The sequence below is a fragment of the Bacteroides sp. DH3716P genome (genome assembly GCF_025914115.1).
GTDB classification, from domain to species: Bacteria; Bacteroidota; Bacteroidia; order Bacteroidales; family Bacteroidaceae; genus Bacteroides; species Bacteroides ovatus.
Genome location: NZ_CP083673.1, coordinates 1 through 16,002 on the forward strand (window position 1 = coordinate 1; position 16,002 = coordinate 16,002).

Annotated in this window: 9 protein-coding genes; 3 read left to right on the forward strand and 6 right to left on the reverse strand. The window is 44.6% G+C overall.

The window, feature by feature from the left end; genetic code table 11:
• Positions 1-243: 243 nt before the first annotated feature.
• The 6 genes from KQP79_RS00005 to KQP79_RS00030 form a co-directional block, all read right to left on the reverse strand.
• On the reverse strand, positions 244-1,152 hold the full coding sequence (locus KQP79_RS00005) for an MUN family extended-spectrum class A beta-lactamase MUN-1 (protein ID WP_206340447.1): 909 nt from the start codon (positions 1,150-1,152) through the stop codon (positions 244-246).
• Between the two features lie 312 nt (positions 1,153-1,464).
• Entirely contained in the window at positions 1,465-2,769 is a 1,305-nt protein-coding gene (mobV, locus tag KQP79_RS00010) for a MobV family relaxase (protein ID WP_048927168.1), read from the reverse strand.
• Positions 2,770-2,985: 216 nt separating this feature from the next.
• Positions 2,986-3,963: a toprim domain-containing protein gene (locus KQP79_RS00015; protein WP_048927169.1), complete on the reverse strand. Its 978-nt coding sequence runs from the start codon at positions 3,961-3,963 to the stop codon at positions 2,986-2,988.
• Between the two features lie 274 nt (positions 3,964-4,237).
• Positions 4,238-5,479 (reverse strand): primase-helicase family protein, encoded by a 1,242-nt coding sequence (locus tag KQP79_RS00020; protein ID WP_054350315.1) that lies wholly within the window; start codon positions 5,477-5,479, stop codon positions 4,238-4,240.
• 200 nt (positions 5,480-5,679) lie between these two features.
• Positions 5,680-6,069, reverse strand: a complete 390-nt coding sequence (locus KQP79_RS00025; protein WP_048927171.1) for a hypothetical protein — start codon at positions 6,067-6,069, stop codon at positions 5,680-5,682.
• A gap of 22 nt (positions 6,070-6,091) precedes the next feature.
• A complete protein-coding gene (locus tag KQP79_RS00030) occupies positions 6,092-7,324 on the reverse strand; it encodes a site-specific integrase (RefSeq protein WP_048927172.1) in 1,233 nt (410 codons plus the stop codon).
• A 523-nt stretch (positions 7,325-7,847) separates the two neighbouring features.
• On the opposite strand from KQP79_RS00030, the gene KQP79_RS00035 reads away from it, so the two are divergent.
• The 3 genes from KQP79_RS00035 (at position 7,848) to meaB (ending at position 15,990) form a co-directional block, all read left to right on the forward strand.
• Complete coding sequence (locus tag KQP79_RS00035) at positions 7,848-13,583, forward strand: alpha-2-macroglobulin family protein (RefSeq protein WP_004312096.1); 5,736 nt, start codon at positions 7,848-7,850, stop codon at positions 13,581-13,583.
• A gap of 236 nt (positions 13,584-13,819) precedes the next feature.
• Positions 13,820-14,887: a DUF1573 domain-containing protein gene (locus KQP79_RS00040; RefSeq protein WP_004301426.1), complete on the forward strand. Its 1,068-nt coding sequence runs from the start codon at positions 13,820-13,822 to the stop codon at positions 14,885-14,887.
• 11 nt (positions 14,888-14,898) lie between these two features.
• Positions 14,899-15,990, forward strand: a complete 1,092-nt coding sequence (gene meaB, locus KQP79_RS00045; RefSeq protein ID WP_004320987.1) for a methylmalonyl Co-A mutase-associated GTPase MeaB — start codon at positions 14,899-14,901, stop codon at positions 15,988-15,990.
• The last annotated feature ends 12 nt before the right edge of the window (positions 15,991-16,002 follow it).

Here is a 16,002-nt window from a genome sequence, read left to right on the forward strand (position 1 = left end):
AGATTTTCAACGGTTTAATATAACCGTTTGAAGAATAAACATTTAACTGAGTATTTGAGAAACAGTGGTAACGAGTTAGCAACTGTGCTATTTTCAGCGTTTTGCGGTGCTATACTGTCAAATAACTCTTTCATTTGCAAAGTTATTACTTTTTATTGAAACGCACACTTTTCCGATATGAAATTTAACAAAAAGTCTCCAACAAATATATGTTAGAGACTTTGATTCATTACAATTGGATTTTTATTTATTCAAATGACGATAAACTATATTTGATATATCTGCCATTATTTTGGCGTTATCATCATCAGACTCACGAGAATCCTTTATCAAAACGACAATGTAGCACTTCTCACCGTTGGGAAGATATATCACTCCTGCATCTCCCTCGCTTATCTGTATGCCATCAGCAGTTCGGTTAGAACGTCCCGTTTTATGCCCAAATTTTATATCGGTAGGCAACCCCGCTATTAGTTTGTTCTTGCCAGACACACAATCAAGCATGGCTGTCTCTAAAAACGCAAAATGCTCTTTTGTCAAAATATTTTCTGTATGAAGTTTCTTGAGCAATTGCGCAATAGCTAATGGTGTGCTCCAATTGTTGTAGCATAACATAATGTCCGTATGCATGCTTTCCTCTGTCTCCGTGAAATTCATATCCTTTATCCCAAGAGATTTTATGTAGGAGTCCACTTTATCAATACCACCAACAAACCTTATTAACCAATCGCATGTGTTGTTGTCGCTAATCGATACTGTGTATTTGATTATATCCCTATAAGATATACGAATCCCTTGGTCGGGATATTTATCCCTTAACGGGCTATACGTGTTTTTCAGCATTTCTTTCTGTTTGATATACACCATTTTGTCCAGCGGAATATTCTCTGCTTCCATTTTTTTCAGAGCTGTCACTGCTATATGGAATTTGAATACACTCATAGTGGGATATTTGTCCTCGTTGGCAATGGCAATTATATCGTCATTATGGATAATTGCTACCCCGACAGACGCTTGCTTCCCTTTGATAATCTTTTCAATTTCTTGGGTCATGTTCTGCCCGAAAGCCATAATGCTGCAACAGCAACAAAGCATAACTGATAATAGCGTTTTTGTCATGTTCATTTTTGATAGTGGAACTTTTTGTTTCATATAGTTTTCTTTTTTGCTTCTTAGCCCAAAGAAGCGGATGCTCAAATGCAGAAACGTGGACTACCAATGCAACATTCTAAGTCGAAGGTCGTAGGAAACCTAAATGCACGAATGTAGTATAGCAGCCCACGCTATATGCGTGAGAACCACTATGCCATCCTTGTGCAGTGTCTTGAATTTCCTACGTTCTCGACTTACAAGAAAGCATAACGCTTCTTTTTCTTATGTCTTGGATAGAGTTGCCTCAATCCGAGTGCAAAAGTACAAAAAATCCGTGATATGTCATTCAACAATCACGGACTTTATTTTGATTTACAGTTGCATACCTCTGTTTTGTCTTGGTTTCGGTATTCCGATAGCTTCCCTAAACTCGTTCATCTTCTTTCTGAACCAGCTTATATGTGATACTCCATCAATCTTGAAATCGAACTTTCCATTTTCATCCTCTTTAATGGAGCAGACGGCACGTTGGGTTTCAAAGCCTTGGTTGAACTCGGAAGAATGTAGCTTGCCTTTTATGGGAACGTCCTTGAATGTGCATAATCTTCGGATAATATCGTCATTGAAGCCCAAGCGTTCACGCAGGAAATTTATTGTCGGTATCAGCTTCTCCACATATGGGAAGTAGCGTTTCACAAAGTCTGTAAACTCGGACAATTTGCGGTGTCGCAGCTCGTAAGCGTCTGTTATCTCCTGTATGTGTTTCGCCTGTTGCTGTTCCCTTTGTCGGGCTTCTTCTTGAAGTTCTGATACACGCTCATGCAGATTCTTGTTCTCCCTCTCCAGCGTCTTGACCTTGTTGCTGCCGAAAAAAGAACCGACACTCTCGGCTATGTTGGTCGCTGCGGTCGTGGCTGCGCCTTTCAGTTTCTCAGTCTGCACCTCTTTCTTGGCTTGGCGGAGTTCCTGCCGTGCCGCTTCTTTCCGCTCCTGCAAATCTACCACTTCCGCTTTGAGGCTATCGACAAGTTTCTGTGTGTCCCGATAATACTGCTGCGTGGACTTGTGCCGTGCCGTTGAACCGTCTATGCCACGCTGCAATCCGTACTTTGCCATCGCAATGGCGTAGGTATCTTGGTAGGTCTTCAATTTCAGCCGTGTCATAATGTCATCGGCACACAGTCTTACGGTGTCGGTCGGCTTCTTGCGGTAGCGTTTCTTTGTCTGTTCCTCCCGTTTCCTGCGCTTACGTTCCCCCTTTACGATTGGAACAAGGGTGATGTGTATGTGTGGCGTTTCCTCGTCCCGATGAAGGTGCGCAGCCACAATATTCTCCTTACCGAACATGAAGGCAAAGTAGCTCATGTTGTCGGCACACCACTCGTCCAATCTGCCTTCTTTTTCGATACGCTCCATGTCCTCATGCGTTCCCGACACGATGATGCGGATTGCCTGTACTTGGTTGTTACCGATTTTGCGTGTCAACCCTGCGTTTTCCAAACGGTGTTGGATGGCTGCTGTTCGGTCTTTCACTCCATCGGGATAGTCGATGAGTTTTCGGTTAAGATGCGTGCGAGTTGGATCGGCGTTCTTCGGTATGATAAAACGCTCGATGTGGGCGGTCGTTCCGCTGTCGGAACCGTGCGCCTTTTCCATATGTAATACGACAAATCCCATATATGGTTTTCCTTTCTTTTTTAGCTTGTGAAACAATGGTTGATTATTCTCCTGTACGGCTTCTGCCGTTGGCTTGGGAGAGTCCAGAGAGGTGCAACCTCTTTGGCTTATTGGGGAATTTTCAGCGTTGCTTGCAATGCGGCTCGGAAAATTCCCTAATAAGCTATGGTATTTTCCGCTTGTAAATATCCGCACGGCTGCAAGCGTTCTCACTCCCTACATCTTCAGCCCTCGCTTTTTCGGTGGCTGCATCATCCGCCTTGCGGATTGGACTTGCCTCTCCTGCTTCATCGGCTCTGCCGATTGGGACAAGGGCTTACCGCACAGGTAGTCGTTCAAGTCCTTATACTCACTATAGTGTATGGACTTGTCGGAAAGGCGTTCCCCGAACCTTGCTTGCAGATGCTCACAGGCTGTCCGTCCTGCCGTATCGTTGTCAAGGAAACAGCCGATTTGGGAATAGTCAGCCAATATGCCCTCCGCCTTTGCGAGATTGGAAACGGAGTTCAAGATGATATAATCCTGCGTGGTCAGTCGGGGGCATTGCGGATTGTTCCTCACACGGATGGAAAGGAACGAGAGGTAATCCATGAAGCCCTCGAAAAGATAACAGGTTGTCGGCTGTTCTCCACTTTGTCGGATATGGGTGATGTCCTTTGGAGCGACACAACCTTTGAAATAGCGGTTGCGCACCTCATAACCACCTGCCATATTCGGGAAACCGATGGCGAAGTATGGTCTGCCCTTGTTTTCAAAATGCAGTTCCTTACATTCCCTCTTGGCGAGTTCGGTGCTTATTCCTCGCTCCTGCAAATAGGATAATAGTACAGGAGAGGATAACTCCGAAACTTGCAGATGTCGGTACATCGGTTCTGAAACGGATTGCCGACCAAAAGAAAATGGTACATGGATGGCGGTGTGCAGATGCGGTGTCTGTTTGGCGATGCACTCCAACAGATACGGCACGTTGTCGGAGCGGTAGAGTTCCGAAGCCAATGCGATGATATTGCCACCCTTGCCGATGCCGAAGTCATACCATTGGTTGAGTTCGGTGTTTACCTTGAACGAGGCTTCGGCTTCCTCTCTCAGCGGTGACTTGTACCAAAGGCTGCTATCTTGTCGCTTGACGGGTGTGTACCCCAGACTTTGCAGATAGTCTGCTATTCTGATTTGTTTTGCTTCCTGTATTGTCATAATGTATATTCCTACGGATTTGATGATGGTTGATAAAGCGATGATTTGATGAACATATGGTTTAACACATTGATTTATATCTATATATCATCTCATCATTTATTCATCAAACCACTCACGAAAAGAGAAATTCATCGTTTACGGTGTCGGGCATGGTCTGTCCGTCCTGTTTTCTCCTTTCATCAGTGAGATACTTTTGATGAATGTTTGATGAGAATGTAAATATCTATATTTCAATATATTTATATACTTATTCATCATTTCATCAAAATAATCATAGTGTTTCCAAAAACGATTTTGTCACGGTGTAGAACCGTCCTGTCTTCCGCATGGGCGAATAGTGACAGTCACGGGTATAGTCCAACTGATAGGTGGTATAGGTAAGCGTGTTGGGTGCAGGATTAAGTTTCCAACACTCTTTCAATACCCTGCGTACTTGATGTTTCTCCACTTTTGCCTGTGAATACCGCAACAAAAGAAAAATATCGTTGCAGTCAAAAGAGAAAGTGTCCGTGCCTACACTTTCCATAATGTCAAGGATAAGCTCGTGCATCTCTATCTCCAATCTGTTGCGGTTGCTGCGGATAATCTTCTGCAAGGCTTCGGTATGCAGTAGTGAGGGCGTGAACCACATACGGCTTTTCTTTTCGGTGGATAGCTGCCTATGCTGTAAATGGTGGAGAAAAGCAGGTATCTCCGCTTTCAGTTTTTGCAGGAAGTCGGTATCATCCGACTGCAAGCGGTCTATCTTGCGCACCCAATAACGGGTTTCACCTGCATCAATGATGACAGGCAGGTACTCGTTGTTTGAACACAGCACGAATTTGGCGAAGAACGCAATTTCGTCACGGTCTTTGCCTTTGGCTTCCACCTTGTAGGATAGTGCCGTGCTCAGGTTCTTCAACCGCTCGCTGTCCTCCCGGCGGCTCAGCAATACTTCGTCCACCACGATAAGGAGTTTCCCAGCCCAGTCGGAATTGAACTGGCTGCGGAAATCCTCGTTGGTGTTGAATGTCACGTTATTCTGAAACAGGGCTTTCAGAAAATTGAGGAATGTACTTTTGCCTGTGTTGCGCTCCTCCGACACCAACAGCAGGATGGGCAACTTCTGAATGGGTTGCAGGTAGAGCAGTTGAAGATAGTCCATTCCCAACTCGTATTGCTCCCCGAAGATATGTTCCACCAATGAGCGGACAGAGGGGAAATCACCCTCTTGCGGTTGGTGGGGTATCGGCTCGTAGAGGTTAAGGAACTTGCCGATTACAGGCTGATAGCTGACGTGTTCGGGTACGGTGCAGAAGCCGTCATACTTGGGTACGCTGCCGATGTAGTCCTTGCCATAGTCTTGGCGCAGGGTCTCGTTGTTCCATGCGATGCGCTTCCTTACATACCCTCCGTTCAGTCTTGGCTGCTCCACAATCTTGTAGAGCGTTGTGCCGACACGGATAAACTCTTCCTTTGCCATGCCGCCATCTGTGGGCGGTCGGTGGCTGTCATTTACTTTGTTTGCTTCCATATTCCAATGATTTAAGTTTGAAAAAATGTCAGCTACAAAAGTATAATCAACTGTCGGATAAGTTGATACGCAAATCACAGCAGAACGCAGCAAAAAATACTTCGGGGCTGTTCGGGGCTGTAAAAACAAAAAATCCGAAGAAACAGAGCTGAAAACAGATGCTTCTTCGGGTGCGTGAGTATGTGTGAATGGCAATACGCCTATGCAAAGTATTTCGGATTTGCCGTATCAGTGATGTTCAGCGAAAAGAAGATGCCTGTTTTTTCTTTTCGCAAGTACAGTCTTTCAAGTATGGCTCTGCGAACCTGTTCCGCTCCGAATGTGTTGATGCGGAAAGCAAGGGCGATGATGGCTTCAAGACTGTAAACCTCCATGCTGCGTTTGTCCGACAGTTTGATGGTATGCTTTGTCTCATATTCCCTCAAAACACCGCTTTTACAAAGAGCCTTTATCCCTGCTCGGATTGTTGGGGCGATAACCCCGAACAACTCGCAGAGTTCCCACTCGGTCATGGCAATGGAGACTGTATCGGTCGGCAGGGCGATGTTGCCCTGTCCGTCCATCGTGATGATGCTTCGTTTCTCTTTCATCTGTATTCTTCTTTATGGGTTATCAAATGGCACTGCAAATGCTTTTCTCCATATCCCCCAACTTGTCGGACAACAGTTCCAAGTCCTGACTTATCTTTTGGGCGGTTATCTTCGCGTAGATTTGAGTGGTCTTTATGTTGGTATGCCCCAACAGGCGGCTGACGGTTTCAATGGGTACTCCGTTGGATAACAGTATGGTAGTTGCTGCCGAATGTCTTGCGACATGATATGTTAAATGTGTCTTTATACCGCACAAATCGGCTATGGCTTTCAGCTTTTTGTTGCAGGTCGTATTACTTGGCATGGGGAAAACCTTATTGTCCTTTGCCATCCCCTTATACTTCTCTATAATCTTTCGGGGAACGTCCAACAGACGGATATTCGATTCGGTGTTGGTCTTCTTTCTTCGGGTGATAATCCATAAGTTACCGTCAAAGAAAGTTTGCAGGTTGTCGGTGGTGAGGTTCTTGACATCGGAATATGCCAACCCCGTGAACACCGAAAACAGAAACAGGTCCCTCACAAGCTCGTGGGTCTTGTCGGGCATCTCGGTATTCATCATGGTGTGTATCTCCTCTTTCGTGATATACCCCCTGTCCACGCTTTCGGGAGAGTTGATATACCCTGCAAAGGGATTGAACGGCAGACGACCGTCATTTCTCGCTATGGAAATGATGTGCTTCAACACAATCATATAGCCCCAAATGGTATTAGTGCGGCATTTCTTCACCGTGCGCAGGAAATACTCGAAGTCGTTGATGAACGTGAGGTTTAACTCTTTGAGGGGAATATCCTCACGCTTGTATGTATGGGGCAGGAACTCCCGAATATGCTTGCAGACGGTTATGTACCGTTGGAATGTTCCTTTGGCACGGCTGTGTCCGACTTTCTTTGCAAACTCCGCATTGTGCTGCTCAAAGAGTTTCAGCAAGGTTTCCTGCTTGATACCGATACCGAGATAGGCATCTTTCAGTTTGGCAGCGGTCACATATCCGTCTGTCTGCATCAGTTCTTGGTAGCGGCGGTTCACCTCCACCCGAATCTTGTCAACCGCACGGTTGATTCTCTGCGCTTCGGCACTCTTGCCCGAAGCACGGTTGTTCTTCACATCCCACAAATGGGGTGGAACTTCCATTTTGCAACTGAACTGCTTAATCTCTCCGTCCACCGTAAGGCGGCACATCAGTGGCAGGTTGCCGTTGGGCTTTGCACTGCCTTTCTTCACGTAGAATAAGACCTTGAATGTACTTCGCATAACTCACTTCTTTTTTGGTGACAAAATTAGTTTACCGTGAGTTACCAACAGCTACGCAAAATTACGCAAATCGCAGAAAAACAGATGCTTATTCTGGAAGTTCACACATTACGGCAGTAATGATGTGGTAACTGAACTCTTGCGTTGTGTGGCTTTTGGATGTCTGCAAACGACCTTTTCCACATCAAAAGCAAAAGCGTAACGACCACTCTTTCAGTTGAATCGCTACGCTTTTCTCAAATTTACTTTTTAGCTATCTGTTTATTTTANCATCAAAAGCAAAAGCGTAACGACCACTCTTTCAGTTGAATCGCTACGCTTTTCTCAAATTTACTTTTTAGCTATCTGTTTATTTTATTCCAGAGCGAGTTGATTAATAGGCTAATGTTTATACAATATGGTATGGGGCTGATAGCTTGATAAAAGCTTTTTTTAAGCTAAAAAGTACAAATCTTTAAACTTTATTTCCTTACTTTGTTATTTATAAGAGTGAGACTTATAGCAAACTTAAACTAGAAAGATTATGAAAGTAAAGCAAATTTGTATGATGGTGCTGCTATGGTTGGGAGTGATTCCGGCGGTACAGGCACAAACTTTCGACAAATTATGGAAAGAAGTGGAGCAAGCGGAGAAAAAGAGCTTGCCTAAGACTGTGATAAAACTGACTGATGAGATTTATCAGAAAGGGGAAAAAGAGAAAAACTCTCCACAAATGCTCAAAGCATATACGTGGCGGATGAAATATCGGGAAATGTTGAATCCCGACAGTCTTTACGCTGATTTGAAAGGACTGGAACAATGGGTGAAACAGACTGACCAACCAATGGATCGCGCCATCCTACACTCTTTGATAGCGGGAATCTATGCAGATTATGCAGCCAGCAATCAGTGGCAACTCCGCCAACGGACAGAAATCGTAGACCAGACACCTGCTACCGATATGCGTGAATGGACAGCCAATATGTTCATCGAAAAAGTGCGGACAAATATAAAGGAGGCATTGGCCGATTCTGTATTGCTGCTCAAAACGTCCTCACGCGGCTATATTCCTTTTGTAGAACTGGGGGAAACGAGCGAATACTATCACCATGATATGTATCATTTATTGGCTTCCCGTAGCATTGAAGCACTGCAACGGGTGGAAGAATTGAGTAACAGGATTACTAATGACGGTACTGTGAATCCGGTCAAACAAGATATAATAGCTATTTATGGGAATATGATTCCCGCTTATAAAGCAACCGGATTAAAAGAAGGTTATGTGTTGACAGCACTTAACTACCTGGAATGGAGATGGAATGCTGATCGGAATATTCGACCTCTGCAGGCTAAGGGCGAACTTCCGGTACTGACGGAAGATACTTATCTGAAAGCTTTGAACACATTGAAAAGCAAGTATGCTTCCGAACCGATCTGTGCCGAAGTCTATTTGGCAGAAGCCCGGTATACTATTGGAAAACAACAGCAGCTCAATGCATTGCAGCTTTGCGATGAGGCAATCCGCCTTTATCCAGGCTATCGCAGAATCAATGCTTTGAAGAATCTTCGGGAAGAGATATTGGCTCCTTATTTGAATGTTAATGCATCCGATTTGGCTTTTCCGAACGAAGAGATAGAATTAAGGGTCTCACACAAAAATCTGGATGGTTTCACTGTCCGTCTTTATCAGGCGAAGAAACTGATAAAGGAACAACATTACGCTGTGCTTCGTCCGAAAGATTATCAGACGCAGGACACTGTGTTTACATTCAAAGCTCCTGAACTTGGATCTTACGTGATGCGTATCATACCGGATATTCGTGCGAAGAGAGATAGTGAAAGCAAGTTTGATGTAACACGTTTCAAAGTGCTGACATGCCGTTTGCCGGACAAACAGTATCAAGTGGTGACGCTGGATGGACAGACAGGGTATCCTATTCCCCATGCGAAAGTGACGATGTACAGTAATGACGAAAAAGTGTTGCAGGAGTTTACGACAAACGAAGAGGGTAAGGTCGTATTTCCCTGGAAATCCGAATACCGCTATCTGAAAGCTTCCAAGGGGACGGATACGGCAATGCCGAAACAAGGCATTTATGCAGGAAGTTACGGATATTACGGCGACGAAGATAAAGTGACTGAAAATATGACTTTATTGACCGACCGTTCTTTGTATCGTCCCGGACAGACTGTGTATGTGAAGGGAATTGCTTATTCTCAACAATCGGATACGGCGAATGTACTTCCGAACAAGGAATATACGGTGACTTTATTGGATGTAAACAATCAGGAAGTAGGGCAGAAGTCGGTACGTACCAATGAGTTCGGTTCGTTTACCACCGATTTCGCATTGCCTTCGGCCTGTTTGAACGGAATGTTTTCTTTGAAAGCGGGAAGAGACCATACAGGCATTCGGGTAGAAGATTATAAACGTCCGACATTTGATATCACTTTTGAAAAGCAACAAGGAAGTTACAAACTGGGTGATGAGGTACAGGTGAAGGGTAAGGTACAATCTTATAGTGGTGTGCTGCTTCAGGATCTTCCGGTGAAATATACGGTAAAGCGTTCTGCATACAGCCTTTGGCGGTTTGCGGAATCTGTGCAGATTGCTTCCGGTGAAGTGATGGCCAATGAGAATGGAGAATTCACGATACCGGTTCGTTTGCAGGAAAGTGACTCTTATAAGAATAATGATAAGGTATATTATCGTTATTCCATTGAGGCCACTGTTACCAATGTGGCAGGTGAAACACAATCTTCTACGGACGTGATTTCGGCAGGAAACCGTTCGTTGATTTTGCAGGTGGAATTGCAAGATAAGACTTGCAAGGATCAACCCTTCGAAACAATGTTTAAAGTGCAGAACCTGAATGGACAACCTGTGGAGGTGAAGGGGAATTATTACTTGTACCCTGCCAAAGACAAGGACTTTAAGCAGTTGGAAGAGAAACCGGTTGCAACGGGAACCTTTACTTCTAATGAAGACATGACGCTTGACTGGAAGAATCTTCCATCGGGACCTTATGTGCTGAAAGCATCAGTGAAAGATAATCAGGGCAAGGAAGTGACTGCTGACACCAACACGATTCTTTTCTCTGTTGAGGACAAACGTCCGCCTGTAGAAACGACGATGTGGTTCTATGGTGCAAATACGGAATTTGATGCTGCCCATCCGGCCGTGTTCTGTTTCGGTACGTCGAAAAAAGATGCTTATGTGATGATGAATGTATTTTCCGGTGATAAATTGCTGGAGAGCAAGACGTTGAATTTGTCAGATACGATTGTACGTTTCGAGTATCCATATCGGGAAAGTTATGGGGATGGTGTCTTTGTGAATCTCTGTATGGTGAGGGACGGACAGGTTTATCAGGAACAGGTGCGGCTGACCAAACGGATTCCTGATAAGACACTGACTATGAAGTGGGAAGTGTTCCGTGATAAATTGCGTCCGGGACAAAAGGAAGAATGGAAGCTGACGATTAAAACGCCGCAAGGACAAGCTGCTAACGCGGAAATGCTGGCAACGATGTATGATGCTTCCTTGGATAAAATATGGAATCGGCAACAGAATTTCCAAATCTATTATAACCAGATTGTCCCATATTCTAACTGGATGAGTGGATATTCCGGCAATAATTCATTCAACTACTGGTGGAATACGAAGAGTCTCAAAGTGCCATCACTGGAGTATGACCATTTTGTGATGCTATCGGACTATTATAATAATGGAAGAGATTTGGGTGAAGTAATAGTGAGAGGATATGGCTTGACGAGAAAGTTGACGGTGACAGGTAGCGTTTCGACATTGGACGTTGCAACTTTAAGGAGTAATGCGCCAAAGATGAAATCGGCTATGGCTGCTGATGCCATGACTAATGTTGAATTTCAATCGGAAATGATACCCACGGGAGAAAAAGCGGATGAGGCATCTGACAACGAAATGCTTCCCGAAGCATCTGCTGACTTGCGTACCAATTTAGCAGAAACAGCATTCTTCTATCCTCAACTTCGCACCAATGAACAGGGAGAGATCTCTTTCTCATTCACGATGCCTGAAAGTCTGACGCGTTGGAACTTCCGTGGATATTCTCATACAAAGGGAATGTTGACGGGAACATTGGATGGCGAAGCTACCACAAGCAAAGAATTTATGCTGACTCCTAATCTCCCTCGTTTTGTGCGTGTGGGTGATAAGACTTCTCTGGCAGCTTCTATCTCTAATATGACTGGTAAGCCGCAAGCCGGAACGGTCAGTCTGGTCCTTTTTGACCCGATGACAGAGAAGGTTATCAGTACACAAAAACAGAAATTCAGCCTTGCTGCCGGAAAGACAATGGGTGTGGACTTCCAGTTTATCGTTAGTGATAAATACGAAATAGTGGGATGCCGGATGATTGCCGACAGTGGTACTTTCAGCGATGGAGAACAACAGTTGCTTCCGGTTCTTAGCAATAAAGAGCATTTGGTGGAGACACTTCCAATGCCAGTGCGTGGAGAAGAAACCCGTACTTTCTCACTCGATCATCTGTTCAATCAACAAAGTAAAACAGCCACAGATCGTAAACTAACTGTTGAATTTACAGGAAACCCGGCTTGGTATGCCGTTCAGGCATTGCCTTCATTGAGTCTTCCGACAAGTAATAACGCTATTTCCTGGGCTACTGCCTACTATGCCAATACATTGGCTTCGTTTATCATGAACAGTCAGCCGAAGATCAAAGCGGTATTTGAAAGTTGGAAACTGCAAGGAGGTACGAAAGAAACGTTCTTGAGCAATCTGCAAAAGAATCAGGAAGTGAAGAATATCATTTTGTCCGAGTCTCCCTGGGTACTCGAAGCACAGACGGAAGAGCAACAGAAAGAGCGCATCGCCACCTTGTTTGATTTGAATAACATCCGTAGTAATAATATCGCAGCTTTGACTCGATTGCAGGAGTTACAGAACTCAAATGGGGCATGGTCCTGGTATAAAGGAATGAACGGGAGTCGATCTGTAACTACCTATATCGCCGAACTGAATGCCCGTCTGGCTATGCTGACAGGTGAGAAATTAAGCGGATCGGCTCTTTCCTTGCAACAGAAGGCTTTCGCTTACCTTCATCAATCAGCTTTGGACGAGTATAAGGAAATCCTGAAAGCACAGAAAGACGGTGTGAAGTTTACTGGCGTTTCGGGCAGTATTCTGCAATATTTGTATCTCATCGCTATTTCGGGAGAGCAGGTACCCGCAGCCAATAAAGCGGCTTATACCTATTATCTTTCTAAGGTAGGAGAATTGCTGACTTCTCCTTCGATGGATACAAAAGCGATTGCCGCCATTGTGCTTGATAAAGCCGGACGCAAGAAGGAAGCGCAGGAATTTGTCGCTTCTCTGAAAGAACATCTGACGAAGACAGATGAACAGGGAATGTTCTTTGCTTTCAACGAGAATCCATATACATGGGGCGGAATGCAGATGCAGGCTCATGTAGATGTGATGGAAGCGCTGGAACAGACAGGTGGCAATACCGATACAGTGGAAGAAATGAAACTTTGGTTGTTGAAGCAAAAGCAGACACAACAGTGGAATTCTCCGGTAGCTACTGCCGATGCGGTATTTGCATTGCTGATGAAGGGCGCTAATTTACTCGACAATCAGGGAGATGTACGGATTGTGATTGCTAATGAAGTGCTGGAAACTGTTAGTCCAAGTAAAACGACTGTTCCTGGATTGGGATATATCAAACGTTCTTTCACACAGAAGAATGTGGTGGATGCCCGCAAGATTGAAGTGGAAAAGAGAAATCCGGGTATTGCTTGGGGAGCTGTGTATGCAGAATTTGAATCTCCTGTCAGTGATGTGAAACAACAGGGCGGCGACCTGAATGTTGAGAAACAGTTGTATGTGGAGCGTACGATGAATAACGTGCCTCAATTACAGCCTATTACTGCCAAAACGGTTCTTCAGGTAGGTGATAAAGTCGTTTCCCGTTTGAGCATCCGCGTAGACCGTCCGATGGACTTTGTACAGTTGAAAGATCAGCGGGGCGCTTGTTTCGAACCGATCGGCAGTATCTCCGGTTATCGTTGGAACAACGGGCTTGGCTATTACGTAGACATCAAAGATGCATCGACTAATTTCTTCTTCGATCATTTAGGAAAGGGTGTATACGTGTTGGAATATAGTTACCGTGTCAGTCGTGCAGGAACTTACGAAACAGGTTTGGCAACTATGCAGTGTGCTTATGCACCGGAATACGCTTCGCATTCTGCTTCGATGACAATTATTATTAAATAGTTCCGGCAGGGGATTTTTATTCTCACCGACGAGCGAGGCGTTCCTCACCGATGAAGAGGGTGTTCCTCACCGAGGAAGGCATCCTTCGTCGGTGAGGAACTTTTTTCTTATAAACAGGGGCTTACAAGGACTGCTATTAAGTAAAGTCTTTTCCCAATCTGTGTTAATCTGTGTAATCTGTGGTGAAAAACTCATCTAAAACCCCTACATTTGTGCACCAAAATAAAAAATATCGCATGAAACGTAGTTTACTATCTATATTATCTTTACTTACTGTCGCTTTGGCAGCCGTTGCCCAACCTCGTATCTCTTCAAATAAAGAGACACATAACTTCGGACAAATTGAGTGGAAACGTCCGGTGACAGTGGAATATACCATCACTAACACGGGAAACCAGCCATTGGTACTGACCAACGTCACAACCTCTTGTGCCTGTGCCGTGGCCGACTGGACCAAAGAACCGATTGCTCCGGGAGGAAAAGGAGTCGTAAAAGCTTCTTTTGACGCAAAAGCGTTAGGACATTTTGAAAAGTCGATAGGAATATATAGCAATGCCAGTCCGAGCTTGGTCTATCTGAAGTTTACCGGTGAAGTAGTGCAGGAAATAAAAGATTATACAAAGCTACTTCCTTATACAATCGGAAATATTCGTTTGGATCGTGATGAGTTTGCTTTCCCCGATGTCTATCGCGGACAGCAGCCTTCATTGACCTTCGATATCGCCAATCTTTCGGACCGTCCTTACGAACCGGTATTGATGCATCTGCCTCCTTATCTGAAAATGGAAGCAGAACCCAAAGTCTTGTTGAAAGGCAAGAAGGGAACTATCAAACTGACGCTGGATGCGAGCCAGCTAAAAGATTACGGATTGACACAGACTTCTGTCTACCTTTCCCGTTTCTCCGGTGATAAGGTGAGCGAAGATAATGAAATACCGGTTTCGGCCATTCTTCTTCCCGACTTCTCTCGTATGACGGAAAAAGATTCTTTGAACGCTCCTGCCATGCACATTTCGGAAACGGATATTGATCTTAGTATCCCGTTGATAAAGAAGAATAAGGTAAGCCATGATATATTGATAGCCAATTCCGGAAAGACTCCGTTAGTCATCAGTAAGTTGCAGGTATTCAATTCATCGGTAGGAGTGAGCCTGAAGAAGACGGTCCTTCCTCCGGATGGAATGACGAAGCTCAAAGTAACTATTCGTAAGCGTGACGTAGGTAATAAGAAGCATCATTTACGTATTCTGATGATAACAAATGATCCGTTACGCCCGAAAGTCGAAATCAATATCAAACGCTAAATCCTATGATTATGGAACATCCTGAAAATAGTGAAGAATATAAGGGGCTTGTTGTCAATAAAGGCATTGAGCAACCCTCATCTGTGAATCCCTACTTAAAGCGGAAACCTAAGAAACGCCAACTTTCAGTAGCAGAGTTTGTAGAAGGTATCGTAAAAGGTGATGTCACCATATTGAGTCAGGCTGTGACATTGGTTGAAAGCGTAAAGCCTGAACATCAGGCTGTCTCACAGGAAATCATAGAGAAGTGTCTGCCATTTTCCGGTAATTCGATCCGGATTGGTATCAGCGGCGTTCCCGGTGCGGGAAAGAGTACATCCATAGATGTATTCGGTCTGCACGTGCTCGAAAAGGGGGGCAAACTGGCGGTATTGGCCATTGACCCTAGTAGTGAGCGTAGTAAAGGCAGTATCTTAGGGGATAAAACGCGTATGGAGCAGCTTTCCGTGCATCCTAAATCGTTTATCCGCCCTAGTCCGTCAGCCGGTTCTTTGGGAGGAGTGGCACGCAAAACACGTGAGACGATTATTCTTTGTGAAGCTGCCGGATTCGATAAGATTTTTGTGGAGACCGTAGGAGTGGGACAGAGCGAAACGGCTGTTCACTCGATGGTTGATTTCTTCCTGTTGATTCAGTTGTCCGGTACGGGCGATGAACTGCAAGGGATTAAGCGTGGTATTATGGAGATGGCGGATGGTATCGTTATCAATAAGGCCGATGGAGATAATCTGGAACGTGCCAAGTTGGCTGCCACTCAATTCCGTAATGCATTACATCTGTTTCCTGCGCCTGAATCCGGATGGATTCCCAAAGTATTGACTTACTCCGGTTTTTATAACCTGGGAGTGAAGGAGGTCTGGGATATGATTTACGAATACATTGACTTCGTGAAAGAAAACGGCTATTTTGAATATCGCCGCAACGAACAAAGTAAATACTGGATGTATGAAAGCATCAATGAACAACTTCGTGACAGCTTTTATCATAATCCGAAGATTGAAGCGATGCTCTTAGAAAAAGAACAGCAGGTATTGAAAGGCAACCTGACTTCGTTTATAGCTGCAAGAAGTCTGCTCGATACTTATTTTGAGGATTTGAAATGAGACTTTAAATGA

What these genes read in the sequence shown, in the direction of transcription:
- KQP79_RS00005 (WP_206340447.1), bottom strand. Translation starts at nt 1,152, where the DNA reads ATGAAACAAAAAGTTCCACTATCAAAAATGAACATGACAAAAACGCTA.
- mobV (WP_048927168.1), bottom strand. Translation starts at nt 2,769, where the DNA reads ATGGGATTTGTCGTATTACATATGGAAAAGGCGCACGGTTCCGACAGC.
- KQP79_RS00015 (WP_048927169.1), bottom strand. Translation starts at nt 3,963, where the DNA reads ATGACAATACAGGAAGCAAAACAAATCAGAATAGCAGACTATCTGCAA.
- KQP79_RS00020 (WP_054350315.1), bottom strand. Translation starts at nt 5,479, where the DNA reads ATGGAAGCAAACAAAGTAAATGACAGCCACCGACCGCCCACAGATGGC.
- KQP79_RS00025 (WP_048927171.1), bottom strand. Translation starts at nt 6,069, where the DNA reads ATGAAAGAGAAACGAAGCATCATCACGATGGACGGACAGGGCAACATC.
- KQP79_RS00030 (WP_048927172.1), bottom strand. Translation starts at nt 7,324, where the DNA reads ATGCGAAGTACATTCAAGGTCTTATTCTACGTGAAGAAAGGCAGTGCA.
- KQP79_RS00035 (WP_004312096.1), top strand. Translation starts at nt 7,848, where the DNA reads ATGAAAGTAAAGCAAATTTGTATGATGGTGCTGCTATGGTTGGGAGTG.
- KQP79_RS00040 (WP_004301426.1), top strand. Translation starts at nt 13,820, where the DNA reads ATGAAACGTAGTTTACTATCTATATTATCTTTACTTACTGTCGCTTTG.
- meaB (WP_004320987.1), top strand. Translation starts at nt 14,899, where the DNA reads ATGGAACATCCTGAAAATAGTGAAGAATATAAGGGGCTTGTTGTCAAT.